Annotated in this window: 18 protein-coding genes and 1 pseudogene; 3 read left to right on the top strand and 16 right to left on the bottom strand. The window is 73.8% G+C overall.

Features of this window, described 5'->3' with window-relative positions; all coding sequences use genetic code 11:
* Window positions 1-9 precede the first annotated feature (9 nt).
* The 5 genes from C7C46_RS03550 to C7C46_RS03530 all read right to left on the bottom strand — a co-directional run bounded on the left by C7C46_RS03550 (window position 10) and on the right by C7C46_RS03530 (window position 4430).
* Window positions 10-231, bottom strand: a complete 222-nt coding sequence (locus C7C46_RS03550; protein WP_146258973.1) for a DUF6213 family protein — start codon at window positions 229-231, stop codon at window positions 10-12.
* An 18-nt stretch (window positions 232-249) separates the two neighbouring features.
* The gene (locus tag C7C46_RS03545; RefSeq protein ID WP_220040549.1) at window positions 250-798 is read right to left on the bottom strand and encodes a type 1 glutamine amidotransferase domain-containing protein; all 549 of its coding nucleotides are present in this window, start codon (window positions 796-798) and stop codon (window positions 250-252) included.
* Window positions 799-902: 104 nt separating this feature from the next.
* On the bottom strand, window positions 903-3566 hold the full coding sequence (locus C7C46_RS03540; RefSeq protein WP_110665569.1) for an ATP-binding protein: 2664 nt from the start codon (window positions 3564-3566) through the stop codon (window positions 903-905).
* Between the two features lie 101 nt (window positions 3567-3667).
* Complete coding sequence (locus C7C46_RS03535; RefSeq protein WP_110665567.1) at window positions 3668-4036, bottom strand: hypothetical protein; 369 nt, start codon at window positions 4034-4036, stop codon at window positions 3668-3670.
* Between the two features lie 4 nt (window positions 4037-4040).
* Window positions 4041-4430 carry an STAS domain-containing protein gene (locus C7C46_RS03530; RefSeq protein ID WP_110665565.1) on the bottom strand — a complete coding sequence of 130 codons (390 nt, stop codon included), beginning with the start codon at window positions 4428-4430 and terminating at the stop codon, window positions 4041-4043.
* A gap of 460 nt (window positions 4431-4890) precedes the next feature.
* Here C7C46_RS03530 and C7C46_RS03525 point away from each other — a divergent pair, with 460 nt between their 5' ends.
* Window positions 4891-5127, top strand: a complete 237-nt coding sequence (locus C7C46_RS03525; protein WP_110665562.1) for a DUF6296 family protein — start codon at window positions 4891-4893, stop codon at window positions 5125-5127.
* 37 nt (window positions 5128-5164) lie between these two features.
* Here the strand turns inward: C7C46_RS03525 and C7C46_RS03520 are convergent, their stop codons facing one another.
* On the bottom strand, window positions 5165-5818 hold the full coding sequence (locus C7C46_RS03520) for a phosphoribosyltransferase (protein ID WP_342775364.1): 654 nt from the start codon (window positions 5816-5818) through the stop codon (window positions 5165-5167).
* Between the two features lie 389 nt (window positions 5819-6207).
* On the opposite strand from C7C46_RS03520, the gene C7C46_RS34735 reads away from it, so the two are divergent.
* Window positions 6208-6384: a hypothetical protein gene (locus tag C7C46_RS34735; protein ID WP_181442170.1), complete on the top strand. Its 177-nt coding sequence runs from the start codon at window positions 6208-6210 to the stop codon at window positions 6382-6384.
* A gap of 119 nt (window positions 6385-6503) precedes the next feature.
* Here the strand turns inward: C7C46_RS34735 and C7C46_RS03515 are convergent, their stop codons facing one another.
* The 10 genes from C7C46_RS03515 to C7C46_RS03470 form a co-directional block, all read right to left on the bottom strand.
* Complete coding sequence (locus C7C46_RS03515) at window positions 6504-6677, bottom strand: CsbD family protein (RefSeq protein ID WP_110665560.1); 174 nt, start codon at window positions 6675-6677, stop codon at window positions 6504-6506.
* Window positions 6678-6773: 96 nt separating this feature from the next.
* The gene (locus C7C46_RS03510; RefSeq protein WP_245984114.1) at window positions 6774-7037 is read right to left on the bottom strand and encodes a gas vesicle protein K; all 264 of its coding nucleotides are present in this window, start codon (window positions 7035-7037) and stop codon (window positions 6774-6776) included.
* Between the two features lie 89 nt (window positions 7038-7126).
* Window positions 7127-7345 (bottom strand): gas vesicle protein, encoded by a 219-nt coding sequence (locus C7C46_RS03505; RefSeq protein ID WP_181442169.1) that lies wholly within the window; start codon window positions 7343-7345, stop codon window positions 7127-7129.
* A 5-nt stretch (window positions 7346-7350) separates the two neighbouring features.
* A complete protein-coding gene (locus tag C7C46_RS03500) occupies window positions 7351-8157 on the bottom strand; it encodes a GvpL/GvpF family gas vesicle protein (protein ID WP_110665553.1) in 807 nt (268 codons plus the stop codon).
* Complete coding sequence (locus C7C46_RS03495; RefSeq protein ID WP_110665551.1) at window positions 8154-8627, bottom strand: gas vesicle protein; 474 nt, start codon at window positions 8625-8627, stop codon at window positions 8154-8156. Before C7C46_RS03495 ends, C7C46_RS03500 begins: the two co-directional genes overlap by 4 nt.
* Complete coding sequence (gvpO, locus tag C7C46_RS03490) at window positions 8624-9175, bottom strand: gas vesicle protein GvpO (RefSeq protein WP_110665549.1); 552 nt, start codon at window positions 9173-9175, stop codon at window positions 8624-8626. Before gvpO ends, C7C46_RS03495 begins: the two co-directional genes overlap by 4 nt.
* Window positions 9176-9178: 3 nt before the next feature.
* The gene (locus C7C46_RS03485; protein ID WP_110665547.1) at window positions 9179-9430 is read right to left on the bottom strand and encodes a gas vesicle protein GvpG; all 252 of its coding nucleotides are present in this window, start codon (window positions 9428-9430) and stop codon (window positions 9179-9181) included.
* Window positions 9421-10221 carry a GvpL/GvpF family gas vesicle protein gene (locus tag C7C46_RS03480; protein WP_110665545.1) on the bottom strand — a complete coding sequence of 267 codons (801 nt, stop codon included), beginning with the start codon at window positions 10219-10221 and terminating at the stop codon, window positions 9421-9423. Before C7C46_RS03480 ends, C7C46_RS03485 begins: the two co-directional genes overlap by 10 nt.
* On the bottom strand, window positions 10218-10673 hold the full coding sequence (gene gvpJ, locus C7C46_RS03475; RefSeq protein ID WP_110665542.1) for a gas vesicle protein GvpJ: 456 nt from the start codon (window positions 10671-10673) through the stop codon (window positions 10218-10220). The genes C7C46_RS03480 and gvpJ overlap by 4 nt, the downstream gene beginning before the upstream one ends.
* 5 nt (window positions 10674-10678) lie before the next feature.
* Window positions 10679-11947, bottom strand: coding sequence for an SRPBCC family protein (locus tag C7C46_RS03470; RefSeq protein WP_110665540.1), 1269 nt, complete (start codon window positions 11945-11947; stop codon window positions 10679-10681).
* 30 nt (window positions 11948-11977) lie between these two features.
* Here C7C46_RS03470 and C7C46_RS03465 point away from each other — a divergent pair.
* A pseudogene (locus C7C46_RS03465) lies at window positions 11978-12408 on the top strand (hypothetical protein); the annotation flags it as partial.

Below are 12408 nucleotides of genomic sequence, written 5' to 3'. Positions count from 1 at the left end.
CGCAACCCCTCAGTCGGTGCGCGAGGCCAGGCCGATGCACTCGGCATCGACCTGGTCCGCGAGGTCGGTCAGGATCCGGGCCAGCGCCTGCAGGGTCGCCTGGTCCAGGCCCAGCTGCGGGTCCGTCCCCCAGCGCAGCCACTCGGCGCCCAGGCCGCGCAGCAGGGCGGTGAGCTGCCCGGCCGGCACCAGCAGGCCGTCCTCGGGCGTGGCGACTACGGTGACGGACACGGTGACCACGGCGCCGCCTCAGGCCGCTGCCCGGGCCCGGGCGAACTGGTCGATCACCGCGGCGTTGAAGGCCGGCAGGTCGTCCGGCCGGCGGCTGGAGACCAGCGTGTTCGGACCTTCGCGGCAGACCTGCACCTCGCGGTCGACCCAGTGCGCCCCGGCGTTCTCCAGGTCGGTGCGCAGGCTGGGCCAGGAGGTGAGGGTGCGGCCGCGGACCACGCCGGCCTCGATCAGGGTCCACGCCCCGTGGCAGATCACCGCGACCGGCCGGCCCTCGGCGAAGAAGCCCCGGGCGAAGGCCACCGCGCGCGGGTGGGTGCGCAGGAAGTCCGGGTTGGCCACTCCGCCGGGCAGCACCAGCGCGTCGTAGTCGGCCGCGGCCACCTCGCCCACCACGGCGTCCACGGGGAAGCGGTCACCCGGCTCCAGGTGACGGTAGGCCTGCACGTCCCCCGGCTCGGTGGAGATCAGCTTCGGCGACGCCCCGGCCCCGGTCACCGCCCGCCACGGACCGGTCAGCTCCAGTTGTTCGGCGCCCTCCGGCGCGACCAGGAAGGCGATGGTCATTCCTTGCAGATCAGGCATCACGCGCTCCTCTCGGTACCCGTGCGGGGCGGTTCCTCGCCGCCCCGGCGGCTACCCGGATCGCGTCGGCTCACGCACCGCGCGGCTCAGCTGCGGCCCAGCCAGTGCCGCAGCCGGGAGAGCAGCTCGGCGACCTCCACCGGCTTGGTCACGTGGTCGTCCGCCCCGGCCGCCAGGCTCTTGGCCCGGTCGCCCGGCATCGCCTTGGCGGTGAGCGCGATGATCGGGATCTCGGCGTACTGCGGCATCGCGCGCACGGCCGGGATCGCCGCGTAGCCGTCGAGCTCGGGCATCATCAGGTCCATCAGCACCAGTTCGACGTCCTCGCTCCCGCGCAGCAGGTCCACGCAGGCGCGCCCGTTCTCCGCGTGCAGCACCCGCAGGCCGGCCTGCTCCAGGGCGCCGCTGAGGGCGAAGACGGTGCGGATGTCGTCGTCCACCACCAGGACGGTGTGGCCGCGCAGTCCCTCGTCATCCGCCACGGGTGCGGGCAGCGGCGCGGGTGCGGGCGCGGCTTGCGACCCGGGCCGCGGCTGCGGGTCCGGGCTGCCGCCGACCGGCAGGAACAGGGTGAACCGGCTGCCCTCGCCGAGCCGGCTGTCCACCGTGATCGCCCCGCCCAGCAGCTGGGCCAGCTCGCGGCTGATCGACAGGCCGAGCCCGGTGCCGCCGTAGCGGCGGCCGGCGGTGCCGTCGGCCTGCTCGAAGGCGGTGAAGATGCCCTCGCGGTCCCGGTCGGCGATGCCGATACCGGTGTCCTCCACCACGAAGGCCAGCACCTGGTCCGCCCCGACGAGGGCCGCCGGGACCTGGGTCGGCACGGCCCGCTCCACCCGCAGCTCCACCCGGCCGGCCTCGGTGAACTTCAGCGCGTTGGCCAGCAGGTTGCGCAGCACCTGACGCAGCCGGGCCTCGTCGGTGACCAGCTCGGCCGGCACGTCGGGAGCGGCCCGCACCGAGAACTCCAGCCCCAGCTGGCTGCTCTGCGGACGGAATGCCAGCGCGACCTGGTCGAGCAGCTGCCGCACCGCGAACCGGTCCCGGCTCAGACCCACCTTGCCCGCCTCGACCTTCGACAGGTCCAGGATGTCGTTGATCAGCTGCAGCAGGTCGGAGCCGGCCGAGTGGATCACGTTCGCGTACTCGACCTGCTTGGGCGTCAGGTTCTCCTCGCCGTTCTGGGCCAGCAGCTGGGCCAGGATCAGCAGGCTGTTCAGCGGAGTGCGCAGCTCGTGGCTCATGTTGGCGAGGAACTCGGACTTGTACATCGAGGTCTGCGAGAGCTGGTGGGCCCGGTCCTCCAGCTCCTGGCGGGCCTGCTCGATCTGCCGGTTCTTGGCTTCGATGTCCCGGTTGCGCTCGGCCAACTGCTCGGCCTGCTCGGCCAGTTCGGCGTTGGACGCCTGCGGCTCCCCCTGCCGGTCCTGCAGCTGGGCCGAGCTGGCGCGCAGCTCGGCGGTCAGCCGCCGGGCCTCCTGGAGCAGCTCGTCGGTGCGGGCGTTGGCCAGCAGCGAGCTGACGCTCGCTCCGACCGCGGCCGCGAACCGCTCCAGCAGGTCCAGGCGCAGCGCGTCGAACGGCCGGACCGAGGCGAACTCGACCACACCGAGCAACTGGTCCTCCGTCAGGATCGGCAGCAGCACCAGCTCAACGGGATCGGCCGCACCGGTGCCCGAGCAGACCGTGGCGTAGCCGGCCGGGACACCGCGCACCAGCACCGTGCGACGGTCCCTGGCCACCTGGCCCACCAGCGACTGCCCGGAGCGGAACCGGCGCGGCGCGGCGGCCGCCCCGCCCGCGGTGGCGTAGCCGGCGATCTCGACCAGCTCGCCGCCGCCGGCCGCCTCGCCGCCCGCGTCGTCGGCCAGGTAGAACGCGCCGTACTGGGCCGACACCAGCGGGGTCAGTTCCGCCATCACCAGCTCAGCCACCGCCGCCACATCCCGCTCGCCCTGCACCAGCGTCGTCAGCCGGGCCAGGTTGGTCTTCAGCCAGTCCTGCTCCTCGTTGTCCCGGGTGGTCTCGCGCAGCGAGCGCACCATGCTGTTGACGTTGTCCTTGAGGTCGGCGACCTCGCCGGAGGCGTCCACGGTGATCGAGCGGGTCAGGTCGCCGGCCGCCACCGCACCGGTCACCTCCGCGATCGCCCGCACCTGGCGGGTCAGGTTTCCCGCCAGCTCGTTGACGTTCTCGGTCAGCCGCTTCCAGGTGCCGGAGACGCCCTCGACCTCGGCCTGCCCGCCCAGGCGCCCCTCACTGCCCACCTCCCGGGCCACCCGGGTCACCTCGCCCGCGAACGCGGAGAGGCGCTCGACCATGGTGTTGATGGTCTCCTTCAGCTCCAGCATCTCGCCGCGCGCGTCCACCGTGACCTTCTGCGACAGGTCGCCGCGGGCCACCGCCGTGGCGACCTGGGAGATCGAGCGGACCTGGCCGGTCAGGTTGTGCGCCATCACGTTGACGTTCTCCGTCAGGTCCTTCCAGGTACCGCCCACCCCCGGCACCGCCGCCTGACCACCCAGCCGCCCCTCCGTCCCCACCTCACGCGCCACCCGGGTCACCTCGTCGGCGATCAGCGCGAGCTGGTCGACCATGCCGTTGTAGACCGCGCCGATCTCGCCCACCAGGCCGTCGCCGTTGGCCGGCAGGCGCAGGGCGAAGTCTCCGTCGCGCACCGCCGTCAGGCCTGCCAGCAGACGCCGCGGCATCTCCTCGCCCGGCCGCGCCGGGCCCGCAGCGCTCTCGCCCATCGACGCCACCTCGTTCGCCGCTCGGCTGTCCCTCGGCCGGCCCCCGGCTGGCCCTCGGCTGTTCCCGGCACCAGCTTCCACTCTGGCACAGCGGACGGCGCTCAGCTGTCCTGCGCGGAGCGGGTGGTGTCGCGGGCCGGGCCCCGGTGCCGGTGGTCCCAGACGGTCTGCAGCACCCGCTCCGCCGTCAGGCCGAGCAGCAGCAGCACCGTGGGGGCCCAGACCAGGGCGCACACGCCGATCGTCCAGGCCGGATGCCGGCCCGCGCCGGCCTCGACCAGCAGCGCGGCGACGGAGAGCGCCAGCAGCACGACGGCCGGCGCCACCGGCACCGCGGCCAGCACGGCGCGCAGCCGCGCGGCGGCCGTCTCGTGCAGCCGGCGCCCGAGGTCGGCGCCCAGGTCAACCTCGATCTCGCGCAGTTCCCGCCGCTGACGGCGGGTCAGCCCCTCGACCAGCACGGCCGACACCTCCTCAGTCAGCGCGCTCCCCGGTCACCCGGCCGTCCGGCTGTCCGTCCGCCGTCCGGACGATCCGGAACACCTCCTCGGCGCCGGTGAGCGCGAGCAGCCGCCGCAGCACCGGCTGCGGCTCGCGCAGCTCGACGGCGCCGCCGTGCTCCCTGGCCGCGAGCTGTGCCCGCAGCAGCAGGTTGAGCCCGGAGGAGTCGCAGAAGCGCAGTCGCGCGCAGTCCAGCACCACCCGGCGGCAGCGGGCCGACACCGCGCGGTCCAGCGCGGTCCGCAGGATCGGAACGGTGTCGTGGTCCAGCTCCCCGACCGGTGCGACCAGCACGCCGCTCACTCCCCAGGGCTGCACCGACACGCTCAGCGCGGGCCCGCCACGTCCGTCTGGACCTTCCATGGAGCGCTCCTCAGGTGGTCGCCGCGCGCCTGCCCACCGGCCGACCCGGCAAACCCCGCAGGTGGGCAGGCGCGCAGCGGTTCCGCGCGGCGGTTCCGCGCGGCGGTTCCGCGCGGCAGCCCCGGGCAGTGCGCCTCGGGCAGCCGGAGCGTCCGACCGGGCCAGCAGCGCGGTCCGGGCAGGGTCATGACGAAGCCCCAGCCCGCGAGCCGGGCCGGGGTGGCGGCCCGGATGCGTGCTGGGGCGGCGGTTGAGCCGCCCACGGGAGCGGGCGGCAGTCCGACGGGGTGTCAGCCGGTCGGCCGGTCGGCCGCCTGCGTCCGGCGCGGATCCGAGCGCCGACCCGGAGCGCCGGGAGCCCAGGGGCCACCCGGCGCAACCCCCGGTGGACTGGCCGCCGGGCGCGGCGCAGGATCGGAGGCGGCACCCGCCCCGATCTCTCCGGCGAAAGGTCGTCACCATGGTGCAGCAGCCCGCCCGGTACGCCATCACCCTGCCCGGCCCCACCGGCGCGCACGGCCCGCCGGAGGTGGTCCTGGTGCACGCCACCGGCGAGACCACCGAGGAGGGCCTGCCCGTCTACGCCGAGGAGGGCGGGCGGCTGCGGGTCGAGATCCGCGGCGGCGTGGCCCAGCCCGTCGACGTCGACCCCGAGGAGCGCCGCCACACCTCGTGGGTCGCCACGCCCATGCCCTGACCGCAGCCACGAAGCCGCGCAGCCGATGGCCGGGTGGTCACCCGACGGTCGTCGTGGCGGGGTCCAGCGCCTGGCGGACCTCGTGCTGGGACAACTGGTGGAAGTCCTGGTACCAGTCGGCCACCTTGCCCAGGTGCCATGGTTCGTGCAGGCACACCAGCTCGTCCAGCACCGGCAGCACCACGGCGGCGGCGTCACGCGCGCACACGGGGGTGGCCAGGACCAGGCGGGCCGGGTGGGCCCGGCGCAGGTGGCGCAGCGCGGCGTACGCCGTGATGCCGACGGTGAGCCCGTCGTCCACCAGGATCACCGGTCGGCCCGTCACCGCGGCGAGCGGCCGGCCCTGGCGGTAGCGCGCCTCCTGGCGGCGCAGCTCCGCCCGGCCCCGGGCCACCTCGGGCGCGAGTTGCTGCTCGGTCAGGCCCAGCAGATGCAGGGCGCGGCGGTCCAGCCGCGCCGGGTCCTGCTCCGCCATCGCTCCGATCACCACCCCCGGGCGGCCCGGTGCGGTGATCCGGTGGACCACCAGGGCGTCCAGCTCCGCGCCGAGCGACTGCGCGACGGCGGCGCCAACCACGACACCGCCGGGCGGCAGGCCGAGCACGATCGCGTCGGCCAACGCCGTACCGCCGGCAGCCTGCTGGACCCGCGCGGCCAGTTCCTGGCCGGCCTGGTCGAGGTTGCGGAACATCAGGTCCACCCTCCTCGGTGCTCGTCCGGTCGCGACGCTCGTCGCTGCGGGTGCGCGGTGCAGGCCGTCAGCGGATTTCCTGGCTGCGTTCCCATGGTCGGTGCTCCTGACTCCGGCTGTGCCGGCAGCCGGTCCCGGCCGCTCGCCTACCCGGTCGGCGGCGGTGGACACGTGCACGCACCGGCGGTGCAGGGGTGGGGCACGCGGGGCGTTTGGGGCGTGGCACGCGGGAAAGCCGCTGGTCGGGAACACCGTCGCCGCGGCGACCTGCGGAACTGGAGGAGGCGCGGCCGACCACGGCCGACTGGTGCGGCAGACCCGCCACGGATCTGCCGCAGGTCCTGCGGGTGCGCCCCGAACGAGTGCGCCCCGAACCGAAGGAGTGAACCGTGAGCAAGTCGAGCAACCCTGAGCACCAGGACGCCGAACCGGTCGAGACCCCGGAGTCCCGGATGACCGGCGAAGGCGGGCCGCCCCCCACCGAGGAGCAGAAGGACCGTTCGGACGGCCCGGAGTTCGCCGCGCCGACACCGTCCGAGCCCCAGCACGGGTCCTCGAACAGCTGACGCCGCTGCGGTGCCGGAACCACGCACGCACAGCAGCATCCCGCCGGCCTGGCAGCCCGCAGATCCCGTGAAGCCCGCCTCCCCGCAGCTGCGGGGAGGCGGGCTTCACGGGATCGGGGTCAGTGCTTGAGCGCGTCCTTGGCCTTCTGGCCGGCCTGGAACGTGTCGCCCTTGACCTGTTCGGCCTTGCCCTTGGCGGCGAGGCGCTCGTTGCCCACGGCCTTGCCCGTGGCTTCCTTCGCCTTGCCCTTGACAGTCTGCGCGGTGTGCTTGGCCTTCTTCCCGGCGCTCATCGTGACCTCCTTGTCTGTTCAGTCCCTTATGTCGCGCTTGCCCACTCTGCGGCGCCTCAAGCCCGTTTTCCGGCACGGCGGCCGGAGAGCGGGAGGCTAGTCCCGGGCCAGCAGGGGGCCGAGCGGGCCGAGGTCGATGTTGAGGTCGTCGGCGGTGAGGCCGAAACGCTCCTGCAGGTCCGCCATGCGGTCCTCGAGCGCCATCAGGGTCAGGCCGATCCTCTCCACTTGGTCGTCGCTGAGGTCGCCCTGGTCGATCCGGCGCAGCGCCTGGCGCTCCATCAGCTGCCGGACCAGCTCCACCACGGTGAGGACCAGGGAGGCCAGGTCGCGTCCGACCGTCTCGGGGTCCAGGGCGATGCGACGACCCGGTTCCGCCCCGTGCTCGGCCGCTCCGGTGGCCGCCTGCGGCTCTGGCTCAGGCCGGTCGTCCCGGTAGCCGTTCCCGTTCACGGCGGGCTCCGGTCCAGGTCGGCGGTGATCGACCGGACCGAGGCGACCAGGGCCCGCAGGCTGATGCGCACCAGGTCGACGTCGGCGATCGACAGCGTGATCTCGCCCTCGATCACCACACCACCGGCCAGCACCCGGTCGAGCAGGTCGACCAGGGCGACGTTGCGCTGGTCGGGCAGCGTGGCCGGCGGGGCGGAACGGGCAGGTTGCGACACCGTGCTCACTCCCCGTCGGGTGCGGTCGGGAAGTCGGCGAAGGAGTAGGGGGGCCACGGCCCGGAGAGTTCCAGCCGCAGCACCGGCGCGTGGGCCTCCCGCAGCTCGGCCATCCGGCGCGCCAGTTCGTCGGTGCGGGAGCGATCCACCAGGTAGGCGCCGTTGAGGACCATCGGATCGCGGACGCCGCTCGCCTCGGGGGACTGCGCCGGGTGTTCGGTGGCCTCCGCGGCGACCTCGGTGAGCGCTCCGTGGACCTGTCGCCCGCGCTCGACCGCCTCGTCCAGCAGGTGCGCGCTGCGGTCGCGGGCCGCGCGCCGGCGCAACAGGTACGCGGTCCCGGGGCGGTCGTGGGCGGCAGCGGTCCCGGGTGCCACGACCTCCTGGTCCGGCTGGCCGACGGCGTCGAGGTAGGCCTTGACACCCCACTCCGTGCGATCGGCGATCCGCCGCAGGGCTGCCTCGAACCCGGTCCGGTGGTCCGCGAGCAGGCTCAGGACCCGTTCCTCGTCGCGGTAGAGGGTGGCGAAGCGCAACGGCAGGGTGGGCGCGCTGCTGGTGAGGGCGTCGATGACCCGGTGGTGGGCGCGCACCGCCTGCTCCAGCCAGCCGGGGTCCCGCAGTCGGCGCTCCAGCGCGGGCGCCTCGAACTCCGCGCGCGGTACCGGTCCCGCCGCTGCCGCGAGGTGCTGCGCGGTGACCAGGCGCGGGTGCTCGCCGGCCACCCCCGACAGGCCGCGCAGGGTGGCGGGGTCGGGCGCGGCACCGGCGGGCAGCACCGCGTAGAGCCAGGTGTAGGCGTCGGCGGTCATGGCGGCGTGCCTCCGTGGCGGGCCGTCGGGTGCCGGGCTGTCGAGCGACGGGCCGTCGGCTTCTCCTCGTCCTGCCGGCCCGGGCGGCTGCTCGTGCGCCGGGCCGGGCGCGGGGTCGGCGCCCCGTCGTCCGCCGATTCGCTGCGGGCCGCCTCCAGCTCGCCGAGACGCTCGCGCAGCTGCCGGTTCTCGACTTCCAGGTCGCGATGTCCGGAGGAGAGCGTCGGGTCGTGCTCCCACCAGTCGATGCCCATCTCCCGCGCCCGGTCGACCGAGGCGATCAGCAGCCGGATCTTGATCGTGAGCAGCTCGATGTCCAGCAGGTTGATCCGGATGTCGCCGGCGATGACGATGCCCTTGTCCAGGACCCGCTCCAGCAGGTCGGCCAGGTTGGCGGGCTGCGGCGCGGCTGCGGTGCGCGGTGCGGTGGGCAGGGTCCCGGCGCCCTGCCACGGGGTCAGGTCGCTCATGACTGCTCCTCCCGGGCTGCGCGGCCGCGGTGGTAGCGGCTCTCCCGGTGGCAGGAGAGCAGCTCACCCTCCTGGTCCAGGGCCACCGCGTACACGGCCAGGATGTCGGTGGAGTCCGGGATGCGCCGGCTCTCCAGGACCTCGACGCCGATCCGCCATCCGTCGTCGCTCCGCTCCAGCGAGGTGATGCTCTCCGGGGCGCGCCCGGTCAGGGCGCGGACCTCACGCGCGGCGTGGGCGGCGGCCTCGGCACCGCTGAGTCGAGCGGTGCTGCCCGGGGCCGCGGAGGCCGCGGACGGGCTCTTCCGGCGAGGGCGCTCGGTGTCGTCCTCGGCGGGACGCGGACGGGTGCGACGCGCCGGGCGCTCGGTGTCGTCCTCGGCAGGGCGCGGGCGGGCCCGACGGGCCGGGCGCTCGGTGTCGTCCTCGGCAGGGCGCGGGCGGGTGCGACGCGCCGGGCGCTCGGTGTCGTCCTCGGCAGGGCGCGGACGGGCCCGACGGGCCGGATGCTCGGCAGGTCGGCGGGAGTGATGCTCGGACTCGGGCACGGGTCACACCTCCCCGCCCCCGCTGGTGCGCGTGGCGGTCCACAGACGCCGTACCAGTTCCTCCTCCTGCTGCGCCGCCTCCTGCTCGCTGATCGTGCCGTCCTCCCGGGCCGTCTGGACGGCCATCAGCTGCCGACGGATCACCGCCGGGTCGTTCAGCTCGCGCACCGCCTCGTCGTACAGCTGCTCGGCGACCCACACGACGCCGCGCACGGGGGCGAGCGGCAGGGTGAACAGACCGGTGATCAGTCCCATGGCGGGCCCCCCTCCTGCACGTCCACGACCTGTGAGGCGAAGTCGTACGGCGCCAGCGGACCGAGCAGGCGCAGCTCGAGCCACCCGTCCCAGTCGGCGGCCAGCTCCTCGGCGGCCCGTTCGAACTCCTGCCACCCGCTGTGCGGGACGAGGAAGGAGGCGTTGACCGGTCGGTCGGCCGTGGCGTCGGCACTCGACGCCCGCGCGGCGAGTGGTGCCAGGGTGCGCATCAGCAGTTCGGCGTCCTGCGCACCGAGGGTGGTGAGCTCCTGGGAGACGAGTTCACCCAGTTGGATCCGCTGGAGCCGGGCCGCGTCCTCGGGCAGGGCGGCCACCTGGTCGCGCAGCCGGGCGATGTCGGGGCGCTCGTCCACGATCGCCCGCAGCACCCGGTCCTGCCGGTAGCTCCCGCGGACGCTGAACTGCGCATGGCCCGCCAGGTCGCCGAGACCGGCGAGGAACCGCTCCTGCTGCGGCGCGAGCAGCTCCGCGGTCACCGACTCCCGGTCGCGCACCAACGCGCCGAACCGGAACGGCAGGACCGCGGTCCGGTGGGCCGCCAGGGAGTCCAGCACCCTGCTGTGCGCGAGCAGGTCGCCCGGGGTACCCAGCGGGCGGCCCAGGTCGATCTCGCTCACCACGGCGGCAACCTGACGGTGCCGCACCAGAGCGACCGGTGACGGCGGGTCGCCGACGCCCTCGACGCCGCGCGGGGCGTGCGCTTCGGCCGGGACCACGCCGTACACGTAACAGGCCGAGCCGTCCGGGGCCGGCGAGTCGGTGTCAGTCATTCCGCACGCTCCTTCCGAGCTGCGGCCGACCGCCTGCGCTTGGGCCGCTCCTGCGGCTGTTCCTCCTCTTCCTCGTCGTCGTCACTGTCGTCGTCGCCGTGGCCGCGTACTCGGTCGACCACGCCGGAGACCGTGTCCTTCGCGCCCTCCAGCGCGCCGCGGGTCTTGTGCCGGGCGCCGCCCTCCTGCATGTCGTCCATCAGCTCGGGCAGGCCCTCGCTCTTGTCGTCCCGCAGGTCCAGCCGGTTGACGGCTTCGGCGAACCGCAGGTACGTGTCCACACTGGCCACCACGATGCGTGCGTCGATGGTCAGCAGTTCGATGCCGACCAGCGAGACCCGCACGTAGATGTCGATGACCAGGCCCTTGTCCAGGATGAGGTCGATGACGTCGACCAGGCCGCTGGACGAGGGGCGGTCCAGGTAATGGCTGGGACGTGGGGCAACGGTCACTGCTCTCACCTGTTCCGGGCGGGCGCACGCCGGCTACTGCGCCGGGCGGGCTCCTCACCGTTGTCGTCCTCGTCCTCGTCGGCGTCGTACTCGTCCTCGTCGCCCCAGTCGTCCTCGCCCTCGTCGTCGGCCTCCTCGTCCTCCTCGTCGGCCTCCTCGCCGTCCTCGTCCTCGTACGCCGACTCGGGCGTCTCCTCCTCGTCCTCCTCGTCGTCGTAGTCGTCTTGGTCCTCGTCCTCGTCCTGGTCCTCGTCGTCGTACTCGTCCTGCGGTTGCTCCTCGTCGTCCTCCGACTCCTCCTCGTCCTCCGGCTGCTCGTCGTCGTACTCGTCCTCGGCCTCCTCGGAGTCCTCGGCCTCGTCCTCGGCGCCGTCGGAGTCCTCGGCAGCCGCGTCCTCCTCTTCGAGGGCCTCCTCGTGGGTGCGCACCACCTCGCTGTCGCGGATCTCACCGCGCCAGCCCTCCACCCCGTCGGGGTCGAGGATCGTCTGCATCATCACGTGGCGGCGGAAATGCTTGAGTTCGAGACGCACACGCCGGCCCTGGGCCCGCCACAGGTTGCCGGTCCGCTCGAACAGGCCCTGCGGGTGGTACTCCAGCACGAGGAGGATCCTGGTGAGGTTCGGGGTGATCTCATGGAACGTCACCGTGCCGTCCGCCGAGCCCTTTTCGCCCTTCGAACGCCACACGATCAACTCGTCCGGGACCTGCTGGATGATCGTCGACTCCCAGGTGCGGTGCGACAGGAAGATGCCGGCCTTCCAGGTGAGCTTCTGGTCGTCCTTCTGGTCGACCTGCTCCAGGCGCTTGGTGTACTTCGGGAAGTCCTGGAACTGCGTCCACTGGTTGTACGCCACCCGGATCGGGACGCCGACGTCGATCTGCTCCACGATGTTGGTGGCCTTCGTCGCCTTGCCGCCACCTCCCCCACCGCCTCCCCCGCCCCCGCCCCCACCGCCGTCGCCGTCACCATCGCCGTCACCGTCGTCGCCCCCGCCGCCGCCGAACGCACCGGTCACGGCCTGCTTGAGCCCGCCGGCGCCGGCCCCCAGCAGGGTCTTCGTCAAGGACGGGAGAACGCCGCCGCCACCCTGGCCGCCGCCGTTCTCGACAAGGCCGACCAGCCGGTCGGTCAGGCCGCCCATCTTGTCCGTGGCCGCCGACACTGCGCGCTCCCCCAGCGCGGACAGGAATTCGCGGCCCTGCTCCATCAGTCGGTCGGTCGGCAGTTGCTCCAGCACACTGCCGAGCCCCGTCGTCCGCTCCTCAGCCATCGGACTCAGCCCCGCTTCCGGGACGTCGCCGTGCGGCTACCGGTGCTCTTGCGCGCCGGCGAGGAGCTGGCCGTCTTCCGCGTGGCCGACGAGGAGGCAGCCTTCTTCGCGGTCCCCGTGCTCTTGCGCGGCGAGGCGGCCTTCTTCTCCGGCGCCCTGCTCGCGCTCTTCTTCGCGGCCGCAGGCGCCCGTGGCGTCCGGGACGCCGTACCGGATGCCGACTTCTTCGCCGAAGCGGATGCCGTTTTCTTCGCTGTACCGGATGCCGGCTTCTTCGCCGAAGCGGATGCCGTCTTCTTCGCCGGGCCACCGCTGGACGTACGACTCGAGGTTGTACGCCGCGTGCCCTTGGCGGCAGAGGACCCCGGGCTCTTCGCCGGGCTGCGCTTCGAGGCGCTGGTCCGGGACGGCCGGCGGGCCGGCGGCTTCTCGTCCTCCTGGTCCTCGTCCTCCTCCTGGTC

It is taken from the genome of Streptomyces tateyamensis (assembly GCF_003205575.1).
Taxonomy (GTDB): Bacteria; Actinomycetota; Actinomycetes; order Streptomycetales; family Streptomycetaceae; genus Kitasatospora; species Kitasatospora tateyamensis.
Note: the sequence above shows the minus strand (reverse complement) of the source record. Positions and strands in the feature narration are given on the sequence as shown.

What these genes read in the sequence shown, in the direction of transcription:
- C7C46_RS03545 (WP_220040549.1), bottom strand. Translation starts at nt 798, where the DNA reads ATGACCATCGCCTTCCTGGTCGCGCCGGAGGGCGCCGAACAACTGGAG.
- C7C46_RS03540 (WP_110665569.1), bottom strand. Translation starts at nt 3,566, where the DNA reads ATGGGCGAGAGCGCTGCGGGCCCGGCGCGGCCGGGCGAGGAGATGCCG.
- C7C46_RS03530 (WP_110665565.1), bottom strand. Translation starts at nt 4,430, where the DNA reads ATGGAAGGTCCAGACGGACGTGGCGGGCCCGCGCTGAGCGTGTCGGTG.
- C7C46_RS03525 (WP_110665562.1), top strand. Translation starts at nt 4,891, where the DNA reads ATGGTGCAGCAGCCCGCCCGGTACGCCATCACCCTGCCCGGCCCCACC.
- C7C46_RS03520 (WP_342775364.1), bottom strand. Translation starts at nt 5,818, where the DNA reads ATGTTCCGCAACCTCGACCAGGCCGGCCAGGAACTGGCCGCGCGGGTC.
- C7C46_RS03515 (WP_110665560.1), bottom strand. Translation starts at nt 6,677, where the DNA reads ATGAGCGCCGGGAAGAAGGCCAAGCACACCGCGCAGACTGTCAAGGGC.
- C7C46_RS03500 (WP_110665553.1), bottom strand. Translation starts at nt 8,157, where the DNA reads ATGACCGCCGACGCCTACACCTGGCTCTACGCGGTGCTGCCCGCCGGT.
- C7C46_RS03495 (WP_110665551.1), bottom strand. Translation starts at nt 8,627, where the DNA reads ATGAGCGACCTGACCCCGTGGCAGGGCGCCGGGACCCTGCCCACCGCA.
- C7C46_RS03485 (WP_110665547.1), bottom strand. Translation starts at nt 9,430, where the DNA reads ATGGGACTGATCACCGGTCTGTTCACCCTGCCGCTCGCCCCCGTGCGC.
- C7C46_RS03480 (WP_110665545.1), bottom strand. Translation starts at nt 10,221, where the DNA reads ATGACTGACACCGACTCGCCGGCCCCGGACGGCTCGGCCTGTTACGTG.
- C7C46_RS03470 (WP_110665540.1), bottom strand. Translation starts at nt 11,947, where the DNA reads ATGGCTGAGGAGCGGACGACGGGGCTCGGCAGTGTGCTGGAGCAACTG.